19 protein-coding genes are annotated in these 23157 nt (G+C 53.8%); 9 read left to right on the top strand and 10 right to left on the bottom strand.

Annotation, left to right across the window (positions count from 1 at the left end; translation table 11 throughout):
• Positions 1 to 136: 136 nt before the first annotated feature.
• Genes EK369_RS05045 through EK369_RS05035 form a run of 3 tightly spaced genes read left to right on the top strand, consistent with a single transcriptional unit; the run spans position 137 to position 3347 of the window.
• Complete coding sequence (locus EK369_RS05045) at positions 137 to 1477, top strand: flippase (protein WP_235871346.1); 1341 nt, start codon at positions 137 to 139, stop codon at positions 1475 to 1477.
• Positions 1478 to 1491: 14 nt separating this feature from the next.
• Positions 1492 to 2220 (top strand): hypothetical protein, encoded by a 729-nt coding sequence (locus EK369_RS05040; protein ID WP_127112617.1) that lies wholly within the window; start codon positions 1492 to 1494, stop codon positions 2218 to 2220.
• Positions 2217 to 3347 carry a hypothetical protein gene (locus tag EK369_RS05035; RefSeq protein WP_127112616.1) on the top strand — a complete coding sequence of 377 codons (1131 nt, stop codon included), beginning with the start codon at positions 2217 to 2219 and terminating at the stop codon, positions 3345 to 3347. Before EK369_RS05040 ends, EK369_RS05035 begins: the two co-directional genes overlap by 4 nt.
• 12 nt (positions 3348 to 3359) lie before the next feature.
• Here the strand turns inward: EK369_RS05035 and EK369_RS05030 are convergent, their stop codons facing one another.
• The 3 genes from EK369_RS05030 to EK369_RS05020 are packed head-to-tail and all read right to left on the bottom strand — an operon-like array spanning position 3360 to position 7431.
• Positions 3360 to 5129 carry a hypothetical protein gene (locus tag EK369_RS05030; protein WP_127112615.1) on the bottom strand — a complete coding sequence of 590 codons (1770 nt, stop codon included), beginning with the start codon at positions 5127 to 5129 and terminating at the stop codon, positions 3360 to 3362.
• Positions 5130 to 5171: 42 nt separating this feature from the next.
• Complete coding sequence (locus EK369_RS05025) at positions 5172 to 6287, bottom strand: glycosyltransferase (protein ID WP_127112614.1); 1116 nt, start codon at positions 6285 to 6287, stop codon at positions 5172 to 5174.
• A 16-nt stretch (positions 6288 to 6303) separates the two neighbouring features.
• Positions 6304 to 7431 carry a glycosyltransferase family 4 protein gene (locus EK369_RS05020; RefSeq protein ID WP_164726878.1) on the bottom strand — a complete coding sequence of 376 codons (1128 nt, stop codon included), beginning with the start codon at positions 7429 to 7431 and terminating at the stop codon, positions 6304 to 6306.
• A gap of 344 nt (positions 7432 to 7775) precedes the next feature.
• Here EK369_RS05020 and EK369_RS05015 point away from each other — a divergent pair, with 344 nt between their 5' ends.
• From EK369_RS05015 to EK369_RS04990, 6 genes are all read left to right on the top strand, one after another.
• Positions 7776 to 8645, top strand: coding sequence for a glycosyltransferase family 2 protein (locus tag EK369_RS05015; RefSeq protein ID WP_127112612.1), 870 nt, complete (start codon positions 7776 to 7778; stop codon positions 8643 to 8645).
• Between the two features lie 29 nt (positions 8646 to 8674).
• A complete protein-coding gene (locus tag EK369_RS05010) occupies positions 8675 to 9622 on the top strand; it encodes a hypothetical protein (protein WP_164726876.1) in 948 nt (315 codons plus the stop codon).
• Between the two features lie 606 nt (positions 9623 to 10228).
• Entirely contained in the window at positions 10229 to 12181 is a 1953-nt protein-coding gene (locus tag EK369_RS05005; protein ID WP_206198035.1) for an exopolysaccharide transport family protein, read from the top strand.
• 124 nt (positions 12182 to 12305) lie between these two features.
• Positions 12306 to 13502, top strand: coding sequence for an O-antigen ligase family protein (locus tag EK369_RS05000; protein ID WP_127112609.1), 1197 nt, complete (start codon positions 12306 to 12308; stop codon positions 13500 to 13502).
• A gap of 379 nt (positions 13503 to 13881) precedes the next feature.
• Positions 13882 to 14562, top strand: coding sequence for a sugar transferase (locus tag EK369_RS04995; protein ID WP_127112608.1), 681 nt, complete (start codon positions 13882 to 13884; stop codon positions 14560 to 14562).
• A 416-nt stretch (positions 14563 to 14978) separates the two neighbouring features.
• Positions 14979 to 15800 (top strand): IclR family transcriptional regulator, encoded by an 822-nt coding sequence (locus EK369_RS04990; protein WP_127112607.1) that lies wholly within the window; start codon positions 14979 to 14981, stop codon positions 15798 to 15800.
• Between the two features lie 21 nt (positions 15801 to 15821).
• Here the strand turns inward: EK369_RS04990 and EK369_RS04985 are convergent, their stop codons facing one another.
• Genes EK369_RS04985 through EK369_RS04955 form a run of 7 tightly spaced genes read right to left on the bottom strand, consistent with a single transcriptional unit; the run spans position 15822 to position 23130 of the window.
• Positions 15822 to 17315, bottom strand: a complete 1494-nt coding sequence (locus EK369_RS04985) for an aldehyde dehydrogenase (protein WP_127112606.1) — start codon at positions 17313 to 17315, stop codon at positions 15822 to 15824.
• Positions 17316 to 17326: 11 nt separating this feature from the next.
• Positions 17327 to 18151: an aspartate dehydrogenase gene (locus tag EK369_RS04980; RefSeq protein ID WP_127112605.1), complete on the bottom strand. Its 825-nt coding sequence runs from the start codon at positions 18149 to 18151 to the stop codon at positions 17327 to 17329.
• A 3-nt stretch (positions 18152 to 18154) separates the two neighbouring features.
• Positions 18155 to 19828: a thiamine pyrophosphate-binding protein gene (locus EK369_RS04975; RefSeq protein ID WP_127112604.1), complete on the bottom strand. Its 1674-nt coding sequence runs from the start codon at positions 19826 to 19828 to the stop codon at positions 18155 to 18157.
• A gap of 11 nt (positions 19829 to 19839) precedes the next feature.
• Positions 19840 to 20631 (bottom strand): SDR family oxidoreductase, encoded by a 792-nt coding sequence (locus tag EK369_RS04970; RefSeq protein WP_206198034.1) that lies wholly within the window; start codon positions 20629 to 20631, stop codon positions 19840 to 19842.
• The gene (locus EK369_RS04965) at positions 20628 to 21554 is read right to left on the bottom strand and encodes a VOC family protein (RefSeq protein ID WP_127112603.1); all 927 of its coding nucleotides are present in this window, start codon (positions 21552 to 21554) and stop codon (positions 20628 to 20630) included. The genes EK369_RS04970 and EK369_RS04965 overlap by 4 nt, the downstream gene beginning before the upstream one ends.
• Before the next feature lie 15 nt (positions 21555 to 21569).
• Entirely contained in the window at positions 21570 to 22382 is an 813-nt protein-coding gene (locus EK369_RS04960; RefSeq protein ID WP_127112602.1) for an alpha/beta fold hydrolase, read from the bottom strand.
• Positions 22383 to 22389: 7 nt separating this feature from the next.
• Positions 22390 to 23130, bottom strand: coding sequence for an SDR family oxidoreductase (locus EK369_RS04955; RefSeq protein ID WP_127112601.1), 741 nt, complete (start codon positions 23128 to 23130; stop codon positions 22390 to 22392).
• Positions 23131 to 23157 lie beyond the last annotated feature (27 nt).

Here is a 23157-nt window from a genome sequence, read left to right as displayed (position 1 = left end):
AGAGAATTTTCAAGCTGAAACGTGAAAGGGCAATCGTGATTTACAAAGGCTGGAAATCCGACGATACTTTTCCGTCAAGGGGCGAGACAGCATAGACAGGATATGTCTCTGCTGTACTAAACGAGGTTTTCAAGGTTTGATCCAGTGGCGCTCGATTTCAATCTCCGAAGCACGTGGAAAAATTTTGAAATCCAGCGGTTGGTTGCTCGCACGTCAGGCGATCAACATGCTCAACACGTTGGTTCTTGGAATCCTGATCGCCCGACACTTGGGGCCAGAGGAATTTGGTGTTCTGAGCTACGCGACCTCGCTTGTGGCTGTACTCGCTCCTCTGACGACCCTCGGGTTGAGAAACCTGTCTTTGCGCGAGTACACACAGAAGCCTGAGGAAGCGGACCGCATTCTGGGAACAGTCGCGGTTATGCGAATGTGTGGGGCACTGCTGGCTGTTGCCGCCGCATATTACGTCGCGACCCGCTTTCCTATCGAGCACGAGAATATCGCCATGCTTTGTGTGATCCTCGCCGGAGCCGTTCTGTTCCGGACGTTCGACACTATACAAGAACACTTTATCGCGGATCAGAATCCTCGGCCGTTTGTGGTCTATTCAGTGATAATCCTTTTGGCCTTTTCGGTGATAAAGATTGCGCTCATTGTGGGGGATGGTTCCGTAAACGCCTTCATCATGACCAATGCAGCACAGACAGCTGCCCAAGGTGTGGGCATTGCTGTTGCTTACCGCCGCAATCGTGGGTCTTTTCCCGGGTTCAAATTCGAATGGAGCCGGATGAAACTCTATGCACGGCAGGGCTTTCCACTCATGCTGGGTGCGATGTCTGCTGTTATCTACCTTAAGATCGACATTCTGTTTCTTTCAAACATGGCGGGAAAAGAAGTCACGGGTCTTTACAGTGTAGCGGCGCGACTTTCAGAGGCCTGGTATGCATTGCCTGCTACCCTTGCGCTGGCAGCGTTTCCCAGAATGGTTCAGCTCCGGGCTGAGTCACCGCGACGGTACAGGCGCCGTATGCAGGATGCTTTGGATCTTTTTGCGGCATTCGGCACATTGGTGGCGATCACTTCAATATTCTGGGCCGAACCGTTGATAGCTCTTTTGTTCGGAGCACCATATGTTGGGTCGGTCCTTGTATTGCAGATCTATGTTTGGGTCGGCATCGTATTCGCAACACGATCGCTGCTGCACAAATGGTTGTTGGCTGAGGGCTTTTTCTGGGGGTCCGCAATGATCAACATGACCGGTGCAGTCACCAACATAGTTCTGAACCTGCTCTTGATTCCGCGCTACGGAGCCGAGGGGGCGGCGGTTGCGACAGTTTTGTCCTACACACTCGCCCCACTATTGCTGGCGCCTCTGGTACCCGGTTTACGCCCAGTTGCAGCTATGCAATTGAAGGCGATAGCCTGGCCGCGGAGAGTTTTCTGGCCTGAGGGTCGCACAGGTGCGGGAACGGGCTGACAAGGAGTTTTGGGATGGCGATCAGTAAACGAAAGGCACTGGCGAGGGCAATTACGCCTTTTCGGGCTATCTTTGGACAGGGGTTTCGCAACTGGACAACCCGAATGTTAAACCGCAAGGGAAAACTGTATGTTCCCAGACATCTGGGTGTTGCTGGTTTCTTTCGGGCTCTGAGCGATGCCGATGCGGATCATGTTGTTTTGAGGTGGTTCGAGGATCTGCCACATGTTGATCGCGGCCACGATCTGGACATTCTCGTTTCAGACCGCTCGATAGATACTGTGCGCAACCTATTGTCGGAGTGGCCAGATGGCCAGATTATCGATTTCTACTCTGAGACTGGATTGCGTGGCACTGGGTACAAGCCGAATTCAATCCATAATGTTCCGGCTTTTGCGCCCCGCATCGCAAGAGAGATTCTTGTATCCGCACAGCCACAGGACGGGGGATGGTCGATACCGGACGCACGCACACATTTCCTGGGACTTGCCTATCACGCCGTTTATCTCAAGGGATATGCATCGGGCCTTCCGCCCGACGAAAACTCGCCACCGCGCCGGGAAGGGTCACGTGATTACGCATCCGTGCTCACCGAGTTAGGCCAGCGCGCAGGCTTTGAGCTGGCCCAGCCGGTGACACTCGCCAGTCTGGACGCATTCTTGCGCTCTGAAGGATGGTATCCGGATGATGCGCATTTGAAGGCTCTCGCTCCAACCAATTCATGGATAGAAGTTCTGTCGTGAAGGAGCTCCTGGTCATCCTGCTTGCCAAGACCGACCTGCCGCGAATGCGTGCGCAAGTTGAGATGTCATTGCGCGATAGAGGGTTTGAAGTTTTTACGGAAAAGCCATTCAAACATCTTTCGTCAGTGCATTTACCTGATGGCTTTGCGACGGGTGGTGCCGCCATCATTGCGTTTAACCCGTTAATGCTTGGGAAGCAGCGTCGGGATAAGTCAACTTTCCCTGATCTGGAAATCGAAAAGGCGGCCCATTTGTTGGCTGTCTCAGTCGGAGGCGCCAAAGAAACATTGCGCGTGGCGACGGACACGATGCAGGCCGAAGCGCTTGCCAGACATCTACTCACTACGCACGAAATTAAGGAGTTAGAAGACCGCATTCTACAAAGCCAACGCGAACTGGAAACACCAGAGCCCGTCCTTGCTGACTTGAGCCGGTTCAAGTACCGGGCCAAAGTTGAGTTGATCGAGTGGAATGGAAAGCCCGCCGTGAAAAAGACGTTCAGGCCCTCGGCATTGGACGCAATGGAGCGCGAACTGGCCTTTTTCGAGGATATGTCGCCAATCAGCGATGTGCCGGCCAAAATTGTTTCAAGGACCGGCAATGCATTGATTTATGAGTTCATCGATAATGGTTTGCGGTCGCGGCGGTTGTTTGGATTTCGTTTGCCGATACCCTTGCGTTTGAAGGCGGTAAGGGAGCTGGCAGAATTTGTTCACCTTGTCGCTGACCGAGGATGGGACCCATTGGACCTCACTCCAGGGAACAATGTTTTAATCGAAAAGAACACGGGCCGTTTGCGTGCGATTGATTTTGAATTTGCTCACCATTGGGACGATCCGGTCCCTGCTCATCTAGCCTACTTTCTTGCTGGTGTGCCTGCCGAAGCTACCGTGGCGCGCCCGTTGAACAATGATATGGAGCGAGACCCCTACCCCTCAAAATGGCGTCCATACACGGGGTTGAGCAAGACCAGCTTTTTGAATGATCCCATCTGGTTGCAAGCGTCAAAAAGGGTATTTGTTCATCCGGTATGGTTGATAGTCCACGCGCTGCGATCACTGCTCAAAAGACGCCGTTCAACGTCTGGACGCGATGCTGATCTGCTGCAGATAGCGTTGAGTAAATGAACGACGATTTAGCTAACGGCGCAGCAGAGATTTTGCTCGGGAGCGGGTTCTGCGGTAGGTTTTCTTACAAAAATCGGCAAAACGCTCTACAACTCTGACGGACGGCGAAATCACTATTCGGAACATGGCGATGGTTGCTGTGTGCCCATTTACTACAATGATCTTGGGCACGCCGAGTTGCTTCGTCCACTGTGTATTGTACGACTGTTGAAGGGCTTGCCGGTGGAGCGACGACGGTGTCGTGCCAATTATCTGTTCCGATTCAGAGGTCTCCAGCTTGTCAAATCCTACGATCATAGAGCCTGCATGCTCTGAAGATAGGCAGATGTCGCATTCGGGATTCCAAGCAACGGGGGCAAATCCCGCGCTCTTGACGGCTTTCAATACCTTGCGCAGTCTGAGAATTGTAGCAAGCCGGGGTAGTTCGGTCGCAGATCCAAGCGGTTCCATCGATATGTCTGATACCGCTAAGTCCAGATAGCCGTCTTGCTGGTCTATAACAGCTGGGATTTCCGGCCAGTCGTCTGAAAGCGCCTCATGCAGCCTTGCAACATTGTCGAGACACTCGGCGAACTGCGGGCGAAAAACCTTTCGCAGGCGAACTTCCCCCTGCTCTTCAACCCAGAAGCTTGCGGAAATAGGGGTGGTATTCCATAACAACCTACCGTCGCCAATCAGTTCCGAAGCTCTTCCACTGCTGGAGAAGAATTCATCCGAAAGGGATTTGAACTCATTTTTGGGAAGGACCATTTCCGCCAAATGCAGGGCCTCTGCGGAATTGTCGGAGGAATGCAGTGGGTTGAAATGTTGCGACGAAGGTAAAGTGGACAGTACATTGTCTCGTGCAAAATTCTTGGTTGACAGGCTCGTTTCATTGTCGAGAAACGGGTGCTGACCCAATAGCGAACGGGCCGGTTTGACCGGAAATACATCCACTGCAAAAATCAGGTGAACCGGAGGGCCTCCGCTGACCGGAAATGGGCCTGCCCCCCAGTTTCCGCCGCGGGTTGAATCCCGTAGCTTTCGGGCAATTTCGCCCTCAAGCGGCGTTGAGAAAAGGATTTTGTATCCCTTTGCCTCAATGGAGTTGCGGATCGTCTCAAAAAAGCCAAGTTCAATGGCATGTTTCCGGCAAAAAAAGACAGCCAGCCCAGGGGGGACGTCCCTGTATTGTGTCAGGCTGGGCAAAAGCTCTTCTGCAATCCAGGGGTCGGTCAGACCAAGCCTTTCCAACATGTCGACTGGAGGCTGCCACCCGATAGATGCAAGGTACCGATCCTGAGACGTTCGGTCTGTGCCAAGCGACGGTACCAAGCCGACGTTATCATCGGAATTGGTGATTTCACGTTCATCGCAACTTTCCACAGAAAGCCCAACAAGGCGGGCGACTGAGCCGAAATAGGTTTTGACGTATATTGCGAGCTGGTGCCGCATCAACGCATTTACCCCACCATTGTCACCTGCGTGTTTCAAAAGCTCTTGGGCGATCCTGACCGGTAGCACTGCCATTGAAATCGCGTGATATCTGGGATCTTCAAGCCGGAAAGAACCACCTTTCCTGCCGCTGGACGTCAAAAAATGAACCTTGGACGCGCCACTTTTTCGAGCAACAAGTTTTGCGGCCTCGGCGTCGTCGTCATCAACAAGAATGGCAACGTGATCACGACCGTTCAAAATAACCGCTCCGAAGGTAACCGAGGCGATTCCAGAGGCAGCCAGTTTATCTTCTAAGTACGTGAGAAAAGCGGGCATCTCGTCATCAATCGGCAGTTTACGAGTCATTTACCAGCTTTCTTGCGTCTAATTCGGGCTTTGGCATCAGGTTCATCTAGGCCCAGAACCAACTAGCACACGCACGTAGTCGTCAACAACCGAGCGGGTAGAAAAGCTTTTAGCGCGCGTCAATGATTTGTGTTCGAATTCTGTTCTTTTTGGCTGGTCATCCAAGTCGTCCATCGCCGCAGTAATGGCTTGAATGTCGTCAACCGGAAAAAGGATCCCCCATCGTGCCTGCGTCATCTCACCTATTTCGCCAGCCCTGGTTTGAGCGAGGATTTCTGCTGGTCCTGCATGACAATCGGAGACTGCGATGGGACGGCTCAGTGCCATCGCCTCAAGTAATGCATTGGGAAAGCCTTCACTTCTGGAGGCGGACACATAGGCTGTGGCTCGACCCACGATGGCGTGCGGATTGTCGACATAGCCGGGCATTACAATACGATCTGAGATGCCAAGTTGATTTGCCAGAGCCACAAGCTTCGCCCGATCTGGGCCTTCTCCCAACATGACAAGATAGCGCTTCTTGTTTTTGTGTGCTGCAAAGGCTCGTAGCAGTGCTTCACAACCTTTGTTGGGGACAAGGCGGCCAACGCTCACAAAAAAATCCTTTGGCAGCTGAATTTCTGGCTCCAGTGCTGCCTTCTGTTGCAACTCGGTGAGGTCGACCGGGTTATGAATGGTCACGAGCTTGCTTTCCAAGACGTTGTATTTGTGGCCGAGTTCGTCGGCAACGCCCTGTGATACCGCAACAACGGCGTCTGCTCTCGGATACAACATCCCAACGATGCCGCGTTGAAGACGCGCGCGGAAACCAGTGCCAAGATGGCTGGTTGTGTGGACGCGCTCGCTTATGACGCATCGGAAGGAATGAGTGCGTCGCGCAAGCACGGCCGCACAGTTGGCTCTTGTCAGGAAGCTGAGGACATAATCTGGTTTGACACGTTGGAAGAGTTTTCGGGTCTCAAAGACGCTTGTTATCAGTGATCCCTTGCAATCAAGGCGGTGCAACACAACATCCGCTGGCGGGGCATAAGCATCAGGCAGGCTGTCCAGAAGAGCCAAGTGTACTTCACAGTTCGCGAACCTTGTTGAGAATTCTGCCGCAAGCCGCGCCATTACTTTCTCGGCGCCCCCCCCTTCGAGAGAGTTGATCAGAAGCATTATCCGTTTTTTCAAATCAAGACATCCCTTTGGTGTTCGCAGCCGAGTTGTCCTGGGACAAAAGAGTTTCTCCCGCCGGGGCTAATTCTTCAAATTCATTAAGCGTGAGTTGGGCGATCCTGGCCCAATCAAAAACTGTGGGATCAAAGTTTCGCACGACATAGTTTTCATAGTTAGCCGCAAGCTTTTCACTCAAATCGGAGATGGAACCGGTCTTGAAATAGTGGTGTTCCGGGAGTCCGATATCGAGGTTCGGCCTGATATCGCTCAGCAACATGGGGGCTTCCGAGAAGAGTGCTTCGAGGGCCGCGATCGACAACCCCTCGTGATAGGATGGAAGAACGAACAACGCAGCTTGTTGGTTAAGCGCCATGACAGTGTCTCTTGGCAGGCGTCCGGCGAAGATGATGCTTTGATTGGCCCTGGCAGTTAGTTGCTGAGTGTAATCGCTTTCATGGTCGGCAGCGCCAACGACCAGCAATTTGAGAGGCACGTGTTCTTTGGAGAGCTCCGAGCGTTCAAAGGCCTCGACAAGATCGTCCTGCGCCTTTTCCGGTACAAGCCGTCCGACAGTGATAATGTACTGCCCAGATGTGAGACCTAGCTTTTCCAAAACAGAATCAACATTTTCTATCTGCCGCGGTGGAGTAATCCCGTTCGGAATATGGGTGATCCGGTCCGCTTTTTGTGGAAAGCGCTCTCGAAGAGACTCGGCTGTGGACATGGAAACTGTAATAACGCGGTTGGCAAATGTGACGGCAAGTACTTCGCCGACGCGCAGCATTGCTTTTGCCAACCGTCCCCATTTTTGTCGCTTATAGTCCTCGCCGTGGTGTGTAAAAAGCAGCTTTAATCCAAACAGGCGGAACAACGGTGCAGCGAGACCGGGTCCAATTCCATGCAAATGTACGCAATCTGCGCGCAACACAAAACGCGCATAGAATGCGGCAACAAATGTATGGGCAATTGTTTCGAGACGACTGTGACGCGGTGACCAAAGCGGGATTTGCCTGATACCATCGTGGTTTTTGGATTGCGTTACGTACGGACGTCGCGCCAGAACGGTTACTGTCAAGTTTTTGTTGCCCGCTTGGGAAACCATTCTTGGTAACAAAACAGCGCAATGGGTTTCGATACCGCCCATGACGTCTGGAACACCTCTCAGTCCGATGACGGCAATGTGCAAACCCAATACTCCCCTTTTCTCCTTAGCAGGCATTAAGCCACGGGCCTTCACAACCGTGGTGCTTGTGACGCGGTGGTTATGCATACATACTAAATACTGATGGGACACGCAGAGAAAGCGCTATGTTGGTTTTTCACTCTGACGCTGACACTTGGGCTGAACTAAAAAAACGAAAGCCCGTCGAGCCAGAAAAGGTGAACCAGAATACTGATGGCCGATCCTCATGAACCATTGTGTTTTCCGGTCATACTTTGTGAAATCCAGGCAATAATACATGCAGTGAGAATTGTCAGAGGAGCCAGATGGCTGAGCTAAAGATCAGTGTCGTCGTTCCAACTTGTGATCGCCACGAGTTGTTGCAGCAAGCCGTGCGAAGTGCATTGGAGCAAACCGTCGAAGTTTCTGAAGTCATTGTTGTTGACGATGCGTCTGGCCACGACCCGGAAGCGGTCCTGAAGAAGTTCGGTCCGAAGGTTAGGCTGGAGCGACTCGAGGAGAAAGGTGGCGCAAACGTTGCCCGCAACCGCGGCATTGAGATGGCCTTGGGCAATCTGATTGCGTTTCTTGATGACGACGACGTGTGGCTTACAAACAAGCTGGAGCTTCAAATCGCTGCCATGGGCGACAGCTACGAGGCATGTCTTTGTACAAGCCGTGAGGCATCTGGGGCGCCAAGGCCACCGAAGGGTTGGCAAGAAGTGCGGGAAGAACACTTAAAGTACCGCACGCCATGCGGGACCAGCGGCCTCCTTGCAACCAGTGAGGTTCTCAAGTCAGAGAAGTTTGATCCAGCCATTCCTCGTGGGCAGGACTGGGATTTGTTTGTCAGGCTGGTGCAGCGTCAGCCGATCGCCTTTGTGGATCAGCCGCTTTACATTAGGCAAACCGGGCACGACCGCATAACAACGCTAGCGCGGGATAAGACGCCGGAGGAACTGCTTACTCGGGCCGCTGCGGTCGTCAAGCACCGCGCTTGGTTGGGTGAAGAGGCCTATCGGCAGCGGATTGCTGGAAACCTGTTGGCGTTCATAACACATCGAAGCGGTAAAATGCGCTATCTTCAAGCGTCACTCAAACACGCAGGGCTTCGGGCGACTGTTAACCACTTTGCCAAAACTGTCAGGAAAAAATCAGAGCAAAGAGGAACGGCATCGAAGTCACGGCAGCCCTGAAAATGCTCAACAATTCTTCAAAACCCACAATGAACAGCGGTAAAGACAAAGTCGCTGGTGACGACGATCAAAAACAAATCCCCGCAAACCGTTGCAAGGGCAGATTCTGCGCGCGCCAGGAGTTTTGGGTCGTTTGTTTTTCTTTTGCTCTTTCCCTTCCCTTTTTGTGGTTTGGGCTGCCCGCACAAGGACAGGAGCGAGACAGCGAGCTTCCCGTAGTTGGGGCAACCTGTGAAGACTCTCTGGCAGCCGGGTGGATACAAAAAAATCTGGCGGAAGTTCCGATTTTGTCAGGGGAGTTTGAGGGGCGTGTCGAGGTTGAGGCGCCCATGGTGTTAGATGGGGTAATGGTTTCTGAGGCGCGCTATGCGCTGTCGGTTCGCGATCAAAAACTGCCATTCGATCCTCGGGCTGCGTTACTGAATGTCCATGTTTCCGATCTTCGTTCAAAAACCAAGTTTGGAGGGGGAATCAAAACGCATAAAGCCAGTCCAAATATGGAATTGTTTCTCGTCAACGTAACAATTGACCCGAATTGGCCGCATTGGATCTCATACGCGAACACAAACTATGACGGGCTTGTTCTGGATGGGGCCGAGGCGATTTATGCGCAAAACTTAACCATTATGAACTGGAACGCAGACGCCGCAATCGACAACAAGGCGCGCATGTCGCAGCTGGTTGATCTCACAATCTCAGGCCCAGGGTACCGACCGATAAGATATTGGCGCCCCGGTCCTCATTATCTCGTCAATGCAAGTATTCGGCGAGAAGGAGAAGGCATTCTTTTCTGGTTCAAGGAGTGTGAGGGGACCACAGTTTTTGTTCATAACTCTGTTTTTAATGGCGAACCACAAGTGCCCAACGACATGATTGACTGTGAGCAGGGGAGCAGTCCAAACATCGTTTACCTGCCTGAAGACCCAAGAATTAAAGGGGAAATGCACCCAATGTTCCAGGTCTGTGCCAAAGAGTAGCACGGGTTTTCAGATCAGTCCGCGCATTTTGCGCGCGAAATGCCAACTACAGTTGAAAAGCCCAATGAAAGCCTTGAAGCTCAGCAGGCTACTGCCACATAGATCTGCGGTCGAGGCCGCTGTTGCTCGGAGTGAGGGGCGGCTTCGTCACATGAAGATGTGTGTTTATCGGGTCTGTCCGTCTCACGGATCAGAGGATTGTACAGGGGTGGTTTTCGCAGGAATTTTTTACCCAAAAGCTCAAATAGGAGTGCCAAAGGGTTGAGGATTTTGGCACAATTTTTCGCGAAATTGTAAATTAGGCCTGCCAGTTTACGTCGGAAGCAGGTAAGTTGCGTCTCGGGTGGGTGCTGAATGTCTATTGAGGGTTGAGAATAGTTTCCTATGGAGCGATCGGGAACACCTGCTTACACATCAAACGACCAACAAACTTCGACCGCTGGACAAATGCATGACGAGGGTTCCACTTTGTGGAGCGTCGCCTGGCAATCCCGGTGGGCCTTGGTTGTTGGAAGTATTCTTGCAGCCGCGATAACCTTTGTCGCGCTCTTGTACGTAACACCCATCTATCGGGCCAAGACACATGTATTGTTGGGCGGTAGCGGGATGGTCATTGAGATGCCGACCTCCGTACAACAACGTCCAGTCAACGCGGCACTTTCGGAAAGCGCCGTGATTGTCATGAAGTCAAATGACGTCTTGAGGGCAGTTGTCGAGGACCTGGAGTTGAACAAGCGCGCGGAATTCAACCCAGCTCTGCGCGACAAGGGGATCTCGGATCGCGCAAAAAACTGGCTCTCAGGAATTGCTGCAACTGTTAGGGGGAAGGCAGACCAGCTCGAGTCTGAAATGGCTGACCCATTGCGACCCAGCGACCCACTTGCTGGCACAGTAAGAGGGCTTCGCTCAAAGGTGACCTCCAAGGTTCTTGGGGAATCATTTGTTATTGAGGTCGCGGCTCAGTCCAGCGACCCGCGGCTGGCTGCGATGATAAGTGATAAAATCGCTCAAGAGTATCTTGAAAAGCAGCTTGAGCAGAACGCGCGGGCTGGCGGGAAGGCGACAGTATGGCTGGAGGAAAGGGTTTCAGAACTCCGGGCTGATGTCGCCGCAGCAGAATTAAAAGTAGCTGAATTTCGAACTAACACTTTGAATTCTGGCGAACAAATGACCCAAGATTTGGAACCTCGGATTGAAGAGCTGAATGCTCATTTGGCCCGTCTCACGACAGAGGCATCTGACCTGAAGGCTCGGACAGACGAGATTCGGGAGCTGTTTGAAACCTCAAACTACATCGCATTAACCGAAATCCTTAACCTTGCCGTTGTATCCGAGCTAATTGGGGAACTAAGTGAAGAGGAAGCACGAGTCGCTGACCTGAAAGCGCGCTACGACGATCATCCCGGGGTTGCCAAAGCGATCGAGGAACGCAATCTGGTCGCCAGGCAACTGGACGAACAGATTGAGCGAGCTCTTTCAGGGTTGGATATTCGCAGCGAGATCATTGCTGAACAACGCGAGACTCTTAGAGCCGAATTGCAATCGGCACGTCGTGCGCTTGCCGACTCGCGGCAAAAGGAGCTTTTGTTTCACGAACTTGAAAGAGAGGCTGAAGCGTCTCGTGATGTGTACAACCGGTTCTTGCTTCAACTGAAGGAAGTACGGGAACAGAGCCTGCTCCAGGCGCCCGAAGCCTCTATCGTGTCATATGCCGAAGTTCCGGTACATCCAGTTGCACCGCAGAAAAAGAAGATGGCAGCTGTCGCGGGTGTTGGCGGCGGCTTGTTTGTTTTAGCACTGATCGTTTTGACAGGTGGGTCCGTTGGGCGCGTTAGAACTCCGCTTGCGGTCTCTGCCCAAACCGGTGTGTCATCAGTCATACAAATCCCCTATGTGCGTGGCGCGAAATCGCCGATCGAGCTTCTTAACAAGGCCCGTCAGCCTTCGGGTTCTGACTTGCTTCGGGCTGTAAACTGGCTCCGACTGCGGATATCGGGGCGTGAAACCAACGGTGTTCAGGTCATTATGATTACCTCAACTGCTCCGGGAGAAGGTAAATCGGCCCTTAGCCTGCTTTTGGCGGAGGCGTATGAGGCGGGGGGGTATGAGACGCTATTGGTTAACGCAGATCCGGCCCAAGGTGGCATTTCGGAACTGGAAGGAACGGAAGAGTTTCGCAAATCAAAATTTAGTTTTCTAGACTACTCTGAAGAGGCAGTGCATTCACTGGAAAGCAACGGTGGTCTAGAAAACGCTTTGAAGAAACGGCAACGAGAAATGAGGCGAACGGACGCGATCATTGTAGATGGGCCAGTCGCTTTATCGTCGCCCGAATTCATCGAATTCGGTCTGTTGGCTGATCATGTCATTATGGCATGTGAGTGGAACAAGACCGGCACCGAAGAATTGAAACATAGCATTGATCTCCTCAAGGCTGAGGGATTGAACGTCACTGCCGTAGCCATCAACAAAGTTCCAACCAAAGAGATGACTCCCGTTACGGTACCCTTGTCCACAACTCGACGGCCTTTGTCTTTGCCACCGCCGAACGCGACTTGACTGCTGAGTATTTCGGACCGGTTCCGTGTTACAAGCTGCCATATACCTGCTGATACCAGCCAGCCTTGCCCTTCTGTCCGTGCAACTTCGCAATTTCGGAACTGACAGGCTGTCAAAGCTTGCAATGATCATCATCTGGGGCCGGTTCGCTTTGTCGTCACTTGGCGAAGTGGGGGTCAAGACGAGTGTTGCTGGTTTTTCTCTGGTCGCTCTTGGGACGATCATTATGACTGCAGTCTGCATTCTGGCCATGCCAATGCGGATGTTTCGGGTTAGCTGGATACTGCCCTTTTACGCCATCATTGCTCTGGGTGCTTTGAGTGGTTTTCTGAACGGCCAATACGTCGAGCTTGTTTCGTTTGTGGTGACGTGGTGCTATTTTCTCGCCTGCGCCTTGTTGCTTTTCAGAGCGTACGGTTTGCATGATTTTCGAGTTGTCGTCGGATGCCTGCTTTCGGTTTTTTCCCTGCCATTGGCGGGGCAGGCCCTGTCCTTTGCGCTAAGGGCGCCAAAAGTGGGGCCAGACGGGTCATTCAGCTATATCGGGGTCTATGGACACGAGGCAGTGTTCGCTTTGGTTCTCATGGGTGCCCTGTTTCTCGTGGCGATCTATCCTTGGCAACGTCGGCGCGACGTGCTTGGAGTGTTGCTTCTTATGGTTGCGAGTTTCTTGATTGCAAATTATCGGACCATGATCATTGCCGCCCTGCCTTTGATCACTGTCATCGTCATTCAAGCCACACAGCCTAAGCGGCATGCGTTACGAAAATTTGCTGTGATCGCTCTCGTACTTCTGCTTGTGGCCCCCGAGGTGGTTCCAAGGTTGGTTGGTGATCGGTTTGACGAGATCGGTACATTAACCAGCAGCAGCTCAGAGCTGATCAAACCACCTGAAGAATACACCGCGCGTGAAAAGGACATTCTCTCTGCACGGTTATACATCTGGGCATCTCACCTTTACGGTACGACGCGCGCAAGTCCCGTTCAGCTATTGATTGGCCATGGGCCCGATGTGCGTGCGCCAGATTTGACTGTTCATGCCCATAACGAGTTTTTGAGAATTCTTTTTGAGTTCGGGTTCGTTGGCTTGTGTTTGTGGTTCGGTGTTTTCGCTTTTCAGGTTTCGCTTGTTCTGCGTGCACGTGAGTGTCCCGCAAGGCTACCCGTTTTAGCGGGATACGCCTCGGTTTTCCTTGGATCTCTGGGCACAGCGTTTTTTAATCGACCTGAAGGCATGATTTTCGTCGCATTGTTGTGTTCCGTGACGTGGTTCATTGCGAATCGCGACCGCGTGCAGGGCAATGGAACGCCGCAGCGGTGAACCTCGTCGTGTGAATCCCGTCAGGCAAAGTCACAAAAAAGACATTTTTCACACAACTTCTGCTTATTGAGGCGGATAACAATTTGTTTCTTTTTTTATGATAATTCAACAAGTTTAGAGCTCATTTACAGACAATGTGCCAGTTTCTAATCTGACTGTTTCCTCAAGCAATACAGTTGCACTTAGAAACAGTGAAAATCCTGATAAGTCATTATCTTCAATTTGTTTTTTCCAAACTTGGAATGGTCGAATTGCGGCGAAAGTGATACCAATTGTGACAGCAATATGGCGAAGATATGACGTGTTTGGGGGCTGACACGTCACAATTCACATTCATGGCGCCGTAGATTGCTCATTTCTTTGGGGGGAGTGACAACCATTGAGTTATCAAGACTGGGAGCGATCCGAATACGCAAGTAGGCCCCGGATCAAGCTGGCGTTGCCTTGGAATCAAGGATTTTACAACCGCCTGGGAAAACGAACGCTAGACATCTGTGTCGTGCTTTTCGTTGCACCATTTGTTTTACCGATTGTCGTCTTTTCGGCGCTCGTCATTGCGTTAGACGGAACCAATCCGTTTTATGTGCAGGAAAGGGTCGGTTTCGGTAACAAGGTTTTCAAGATGTGGAAGCTTCGAAGCATGGTTCCCAATTCCAAGAAGGTGCTGGAGGACCTTCTTGAGAATGACCCTAAATCCCGCCACGAATGGGGTGAGAACCAAAAGCTGAAACGCGACCCGCGCATTACTTGGTTTGGTCGTTTCATTCGAAAATTCTCGATCGATGAACTTCCTCAGTTTTGGAATGTGGCACGAGGTGACATGAGTGTTGTAGGTCCGCGTCCGATGATGCCGGAACAGCGCTGCTTGTATCCAGGTACGTCCTATTACCGACTGCGTCCGGGCATCACCGGGCTTTGGCAAGTGACTGACCGCAACAAGAGCACCTTTGCCGCGCGGTCCGAATTTGACCTCACTTATGCGAACTCAGTTTCAGCCAAACTCGACATTCTCATTCTGCTGTTGACGTTGAAGGTTGTGGTCAAAGGGACAGGGTACTGATCCGAAGACACTGATTGGGCTTTTAGATTATCCCGACTTGGGGGAGATATGGCAGGGCGCCAGCGTTCTGCCGTACCAAACCATCACCTCCACCTCCACCCCTGTTTTCACCATCTCTGGTATTGGGAAGGCTGTTCCTCTTCTAAGGCACAAAATGAGTTGAGCAGTTCTGCTTTGCACACAGAAGAGAACATTCTTTGTGAGGTACAAGACTGGCAGAGTGGCTGCTTGCACTGAGCCGGGGCTGAGACCGTTCGACAATACCCCACAAGTCCATCTGCCTGTGCCAGTGTTTCAAGGCCGATTTCTCAGGTCGATCGCCTGTATCCCTTGCTGAAGGCAATTGCTCTAATATGAACAGGCGTGTCATATTAGAACCGGAAACCTCATATGAAGCAGCAGTCACGGGGCAGTGCATGAAACCAGCGAAACTTGACACTGGCTACTCTGTTCCTCCAGTTGAGCGTGCAATTGCACTGCTGCGGTACATCGGGAATGGCAACCGGGGCCGCAACATAAGCAAGACGTCCAAAGAGTTGGGGATCAATCGCACCACGCTGATCCGGCTGATTCACACGTTGTTGTCCAGCCGGATGATCGAGGAGATCGAGGAGGGCGCAGGCTATCGACTGGGACCTGGCCTGATTGGTCTCGCGGCGCAGGCCATACATTCCCGCGACATCGTCCGCGTCACGCAACCCATTCTGGAAACGCTTTCGGCGGAAACAGGGTTGTCGGCGCATATGGGTATCCTGGATGGTCGCGATATTGTTTATCTCGCGCGCGAAGCGCCCAACACTCATCTGGTCAGTAACATGCACGCAGGCTCCAGGTTGCCGGCTCATGCCTCTTCCATCGGCCGGGCCATCCTGTCGGAAATGCCCGAAGATGACATAAGGAAGTTGTTTCAAGGTCATACTCTGACTGCGCTTACCGACAAGACGCCCGTGTCGGTCGATCAGCTACTGGAACAGGCTCACCAGGACCAGGAACTGGGGTATGCGTGGAGTTCGGGGAACTTTGAACGCGGCATTGGGTCGTGCGGCGCCGCGATTCTTGATCACAGTGGTGCGCCGGCAGGCGGTTTGAATGTGTCGGGTCCGCAAGAGTTGTTTGCCGACTCAAAAAACGAGGACGCGGACCGAGTTCGGGAATCAGTTGTCAAAGCTGCCCGCGACGCATCGATCGCGCTGGGTTTCACCGGGAGCCGCTGGTTGCACTCCCAGCAGGATAGCTGACCAGCGGCTCACGGTGCCGTTTCAGGAAGATCCGGTCTGCGCGTCGGACCACGGGTTGGGCTGCCCAGTCAGGTCGAAATAGAAGGATTTCTGTGCCATATAGGCGCGAATGCCATCTCGTCCTTTCTCTCGTCCCATTCCGCTGTCCTTTTCACCTCCAAAAGGTGTGGATATTGAAAACTGCTTGTAAGTGTTGACCCAGACCGTGCCGCTGTTGATCGCGCGCCCGATGCGCCAGGCTTTGGCCATGTCACCGGTCCAAACCCCGCAGGCCAAACCGTAGTCGTTGTCATTTGATTGCGCGATGACGTCTGCTTCATCATCGAATGGCAATGCAACGAGAACAGGACCAAATACCTCTTCGCGGCAAATCCGGGCTGTGTTCGGTACATCCGCAAGAATGGTTGGCAGGTAGTAGGCGCCGCCTTGATACTTGTTGCCCCGAGGTTCTTCGCCGCCGCACAGCACCGTTGCCCCCTCTTGCTTTGCCATTTGGACAAAGTCCGCAACGCTGTCGCGGTGGTCGGGGTGCACCATACAGGAGACTTGTGTTTCCTCGTCAAAAGGATGCCCAACTGCCAGGGCCCGGGTCGACGATACCAGACGCTCAATGAACCGGTCGTAGACTGAGCGTTGCACAAACAAGCGCGCGCCCGCAATGCAGCTTTGACCGGTTGAAGAAAACACCCCGAACATTACGCCTGCAACTGCCACGTCAATATCAGCGTCGTCAAACACGATCGTCGGTGACTTACCTCCCAGTTCTAGGGAGACGGGCATCAGTTTTTCCGCGGCTTTCAGGGCTAGCGACCGACCTGTTTCCGTCCCTCCTGTAAAGCTGACTTTTGCGATGTCGGGATGCTCTACAAGGAGGTTTCCGATCTCGCGTCCTGCGCCGGGCAGAACCGAGAGCAGACCTTTTGGCAACCCGGCCTCTTCGACAATCCGAGCCAATTCGAGGCTCACCAACGGTGACCACGAGGCAGGTTTCAGCAGTACTGCGTTTCCCGCGGCCAGGGCAGGGGCCACTTTTTGAGCGTCAGAGGCGATCGGTGAGTTCCACGGAGTGATTGCTGCCACGAGGCCAAGGGGCTCATGAACCGACATGGTCAGTGCGCCCCCTCGCTGCACGGTCAAGGCCTCATCCGAAGTCTCCAAGACGGCGCCAAAATACCGGAACGTACCGGCGGCTGATTTGGCCAGGAGTGCGGTTTCACGCAGGGTTTTTCCGGTATCGCGACTCTGAATATAGGCGATACGATCGCAGTTAGCTTCAATGCCGTCGGCAATTGCATACAGGTATTTGGCGCGCTCATGCGGCAACATCTGGCGCCAGGCAGGATCGGCTTGTGCTACTTTGGCCCGGGCAATGGCGCGCAAACCATCTTCGCGCGAAGCACCATGGAAGATCCGGTTTACCGTACCGTCAGCCGGAAAGATCGAAGTGATCTCGGCACCTGAACCTGGCTCCCATTCACCGGCGATGAACAGGTTGCCTTGGGGGAGTTCAAACATGGTTTTGTCCTCTAGATGGCCAGCGGGCCAATGCGATTTGTGATTTCCCGTAGCAAACTGTACACAGTCGAAACCGACGTTTTGGCGTTGCCATGGGAGGGTTGGTTTTCGACCCGTAGAGTGTAGTGTGCCAGGGGGGAGGTCACCGAGTATTCATGGATGTTCCCAGCGGCGTTCGGGTCCGCGACCAATTCGGCCCTCGTCTGATCAAACCCGGCACCTGCTAGCGCCAGAGTTGCCGCCACATTGGCATTTTTGGGAAAGGCAGAGGCCGCTTCCCTGGCTGTGCCTGTAAAGAACACTGTCTTTTCCTGAACACTCTCCAAATCCAGTTGCGCCTCGGCCTTGGTACCCTTCCAGGCATTCGGGGGTTTGATCCCGCGGTAGGTCACTTGCAGGTTTCCCGCTGGACGCAATGCAGCCAAAAGATCAATACCGCCAATGGCGCCAGCGGGTAACACCAGCCGAGACTTTGCATTTTCAGCGGCTTGGATCAGGTCCAGTTCAAGTCTGGCATCTGATAGGGCTCCGATAGAGGCCAATACAAAGTCGACACCCTGCGCGAGAACGGCAACGCCATGTGTCTTGACCGCTGTATGGGAAGCACATTCCAAAACAAGGTCCGGGCGGGTTGCCAAAAGATCCTGTGTCGTTGAAACGACCTTCAGCGTATCTGCGATGTCAAAAAACCTGGCCAATGCCTCGGCTTCAATCGCTTTTTCTCGCCCTGGGCTGCTGACAATGGTCAGATTCTCCAAGGGAAATTTCTGAGTGCTTTGCAACAGCCCGAGCAACGTCGTGGCAATGTTGCCAAACCCAATCAACGCAAGGCGCATGGTTTAGACCTTATTGCCAGCAGCACCGGCGGGCGGCCCTGAGAAAGCTTCAGCAAAAGGCCCAATCGTGCACATATCGATTTCGATGACCTGCGGACCTTTTGCGGCGACGGCGGCATCAAACGCCTCTTCAAAATCCCGAATGTCCCGCACAGAACGGTGCGGCATGTTGATTGATTTGCAGAAAGTTTCGAAGTCCGGAACTGCCAAGGCCGAATAGTGCTTTCGGCAGTCGTATTGAGCGTCCTGTATGTTTTGAATGACGCCATAGGCCTGATCGTTCATCAGAACATAGACCAAGGGCGCCTGTTCATCGACTGCAGTGATCATTTCTGCCAACCCCAACATCGTGCCTCCATCGCCCAAGAGAGTGATCGCCTTGGCGCCGTCAGAAGCAATAGCTGCTCCAATTCCCATGGACACACCCTGACCGATCCCGCCGCCCAATGCATGCACGCCGTGTTGGGGTTTGGAGAACGGGATGTAGCGATTGCCAAAAGTTGAATTGGATATTGTCACATCGCGAACCCAAGGATGCCCGCCTGCAAGAACCTTCTGAGCCAGAACGTCTGCAAGTTCGCGGTATGGGCCAAGAGTGTCTCGAAGCCGCCCTTCGGACATCGCCCGGGCTTTCGCGATATCAAAGCCAAACTCGGGATCAATGTCGAGTGTATCCGGGAGCAGATCAAGCAAACGTTGCAGGGTGTCAGTGGCATCACCGTGTGCGAATATCTCTACAGGATAATTGCGTCCGCCCTGATAAGCCTCGGCGTCGATCTGGATCAGAGGTTTTGGCAGCGGCATCTTGTTGTTGCGCGTCTCATTGCCCCGCAACCTTGATCCGACGACAATCATCAGGTCAGAAGTGGCGAAGAGATCAGCCGCTTCAGGCGTCATGTTGAACGCTCCGAGACTGGCTTTTTCGTCTTCCGGCACGATGGCGCGGCCATTGGTAGAGGACACGACACCAAAACCTTTTGCCATCAACTCTCTGGCTTGCCAGCTTGCCTCTCGAGCCCCCCCGCCGAGCCAAAGCAGGGGACGTTTGGCAGATTTGACCAGATCAGCAATCTCGGCAATCACCGAATCCGAGGCAAGCGGCACGATCGGGCGGGGTTTGCTGATCCGAGTTTCCTTGATCGCAGGGCTACGTTGCACGTCTACCGGGATCTCCAGACTAACTGGGCCAGTTGGGGCTGAACATGCGGCTGAGACCGCGGCAGCCAGGGCGCCAATAACGCCATTCGCATCCCACATTCTGAAATAAGCTTTGGAAACGCCTTTCAGCATTTCGGGCTGGCGGGGCACATCATGAATGGCGGCGCGATCCCTGTCGGCAAACTCGGTGTCGACCTGCGTCGTGATGTGGAGCAGACGAGAGCCTGCGGTCAGTGCTTCGGCTTGGGCCCCTGCAGCATTCCCAGCAGCGGTTCCTGTGGATGTCACACAGACGCCAAGTTTGCCCGAAACGCGTGCATATGCATCCGCCATGTTCAGCGCCCCGGCCTCTCCACGCGCTGGGACAAAGCGGATTTTCCCTTGTCGGGCGATCGCGTCAAGGATCGGCATGTTGTGGATTGATATCACCCCAAAAATTGTTGTGACTCCAATTTCAGCCAGGTAGCGGGCAATGAAGTCGCCAACGGATTCCGTTTGGTCTATAGTCCCGAGTTTCATTGGTCGGCTCCTTAAATATGACGCGACAGGCCGCCCGAGACTTCGAGCTGCGCACCGGTGATGTAGCTGGCACTGGTTGAGCCCAAAAAGGCGATAGCGTTGGCGGCTTCCACGGGATCGCCCAATCGGGCAAGAGGAATGCCTTTTTGCTTTGCCAGAATGCCATACCACTCGGAGCGGCTTTGGTTCTGGTCTTCGCGTTCTGCAAAGCGCCGGGTCCATTGGCCGGATTCAACCAAACCCAAAAGTACGGAATTGACTCGAATATCCGGTGCCAGCTCAATGCTGAGAGATTTCAGCAGGTTCTGCACACCTGCCCGCGCCGAAGAGGTGCAGACCATGTGCGGTTCCGGCTGGTAAGCCAAAAGCGAATTGACGGCGACAATCGCACCATTTGCCTGCTTGAGCATCGGCTGAAAGGCCCGGATCGGATAGATCTGGCTGAAGAGCTTCAGTTCATACTCGGCCCGCCAATCGTCATCCATGGTGTCTGCAAAAGTTGAAACCCGTCCTTGTCCGGCATTGTTGACCAGCAGGTCACATTGGCCGAACCGGTTTTCAACATCCTTGGCAAAACTGGAGACCTCTTCCGGTTCAAGCACTGAAAGGGATTTGGCAAACACCTTGTCGTTACCGAAATCCCGCTGCAGGACACTGAGGACATCGTTCAGGCGTCCTTCATTGCGAGCGCAAAGCGCGACCCGGGCGCCCGAACGCAAGAGCACTCTTACCGTTGCAAGCCCAATGCCTGAAGATCCGCCTGTCACCACTGCAACCCGGTTGTCATAGTCGAAATTGATCACGTCGCGCCCTCTTGGCTGAGGAGCTCAGGAAAACCTGGGTCGGGCCGACCTTGCATCAACGCACGCTGAGCGGTTGTTGGCGGGCCTGCAGTCATCCATTGGTCCATGGCTTCGGGGTCCGTTCGTGACCAAACCTGCGCCTGATGTGTTTCTTCGTCGATCAATGAAAGTTCGGTCGTGAACTCGATCACAAAGCCGGACGGAGACACAAAATAGGCAAAGGGATTGTTGCCCGGCCCGTGGCGGCCGGGGCCCCAGGAAGGCACGTGTCCCTTGTGTTTCATGCGACCGATGCCGCGCATGAACTCATTCATGGTCGGCATCTCAAAGGCCACGTGGTTGACCGAAGGATACTGTCCGCGAACAAGGGCAATCGAGTGGTGATCCGAGTTGCAGCGCAGGAAAACCATCTGGTCAGCCGAATAGTCGGACACACGAAACCCAAGCACGCCTTCATAGAATGCCTGCAGACCTTCCATGTCCGGAGTGTTCAGGACCACATGGCTTATTTTTCGTGGCTTCGCAAAGTCGCCAGTATCCTCAAGCGTGCGAGCTTCTGTGCGAAACCGCAGGCGGCGGTTGTCAGGGTCAAGAATCTCGAACCCATAGCCACCGGCAAAATCATCAAACAGAGCAGGATCACCAAGAACTTTTGCCCCCTTGGCGGAAACCTGGGCGTGCAGCGCATCCATCGTGACCCGGTCGTCCATGGCAAAATGTACATAGTCGATACCAAAGACGGGGCCATCTGTCAGACCATAGAGAAATGGTTCCGGTCCGGTTCCTCGCAAGAGCGCGGTGCCATCTTCGGCATGAGACAAACTCAGGCCCCACAGGTCCTCGTAAAAGGGCAATGTCTCGGTGATCGCCGGGCCACGCATCATGATCCCGCGTAAACTGTGAACACGTACTTTTTCGGTCATCTCATGGTCCTTTCGTCACGCCGAGCCGGGCTCAGCGAGGGTTTGAAGGGCAGCAGCAAACGCCGCGGGGTTTTGTTGGTGAATGGCGTGGCCAGTAACCGGTAGCTGGGTCAGAGAGCCCCGAATGTCTGGATTCAACGCGGCATGTGTTTTCAGAGCGGAGCTGGGGGGGGTCACCACGTCTCCTGAACCAACCAGCACGTTGGTTGGCACCGTGATAGATGCGGCATCATCGAGCAAACGCCCTGACGAAAGCATTTTTGCCGCCTGTGAATATCCACGAAGATGCACCTTGGACATGCCGCCCTGGACAAGCTCAACAACATCCGGATTGTTGGCAGCATCATAGACAAGGCGTGCAGCTCGGCTGTGAGCGAAAGCATCAGCACCAAGGTTGGAAAGGTCATTGATACGCGCCTGTGTCGCTTGGTCCATCGAGCCACCGGGTTCAACACCGTACCCAAGCGCAGGAGAGGCAAGTAGTAGTTTCGCCAACCTATCAGGGTATTTTTTTGCAAACGCGGCACCGATAAGCGTGCCTAGGGAATGCCCGGCCAAAAAGGGAGAGGCCAGGTCAAGGCGGTCCAGAAAACCCTTTAGAGCGTCGGCGTAATCTTCGGCAGTGGGCCAGTCCTGTTGCAGCGAGTCCGACGCGCCGTAACCTGGAGCATTCCAGGCAATCACACGCCAGCTTTGGGGGAGCAGTCTCATCACTGCCCCGAACGCCGCCGCGTTTGATCCGATCCCGTGCAACAGGACGACCGCAGGACCGTCACCTTCGCTTTCGAGGTACTCCACCGAGAGTGGGGTATGTGTTTGAAAACTCAATATCACCTCACGCAAACACAAAGCCTTTGTTGACCGGCAGGATCTGCCCGGTCAGGGTCAACGCCCCTTCACTCAACAAAAACGCCACAACGTCAGTTACGTCTCTGGGCGTTTGCGACCCCGGGACGGCGCTGCCATTGGCATAGGCGTCGTGTCGTTCTTGCGGCACATAGTCAGTGGATTGGGTGGCCAGGATGCCAGGCGCAATCGCTGTAACACCAACCTGATCCGGCCCCAGCTCGCGCGCCAAAGAGCGTGTCATCGAAATCACGGCACCTTTGCTAGCGACATATGACATCAGGTTCGGCGCGCCCCACAGAGCGGTGTCCGAGGCCACGTTGACCACCCGGCCCGATCCGGAGGCCCGCAACATGGAGGCCACAGCACGGGTCATCAGCCAAGTGCCGCGCACATTCACACGCTGAACCAGATCCCAACTGTCAATTTCTATCTCATCAAAGGGAACGCCGCCGATGCCAGTGGCAATGGCTGCATTGTTAACCAGACCGTGGAGGGTTCCGCCCGTGTTTTCGCGCACAGTTCCTGCCAGTCTGCCAATGGAATCCGGATCTCCGAGATCGACGGCGACAAACCGGGCCCCAACGCGCTCTGCCGTCGCGCGCCCATCATCTTCGGAGACATCAGCGACGATCAGATTTGCCCCATGCTCAGCCAGAGTGCCAGCGATCACGGCACCAAGACCGCGGGCGGCGCCGGTCAGCAAAATTGTGCGGTTCCTGAGTAGCATTTAAGGCCTTTCGAAAAGGGGCTGGGG

The organism is Shimia sediminis, from assembly GCF_003990645.1.
Classification (GTDB): domain Bacteria; phylum Pseudomonadota; class Alphaproteobacteria; order Rhodobacterales; family Rhodobacteraceae; genus Shimia; species Shimia sediminis.
The sequence above is the reverse complement of the archived record's forward strand: the minus strand, read 5'-3'. Positions and strand labels throughout refer to the sequence as shown.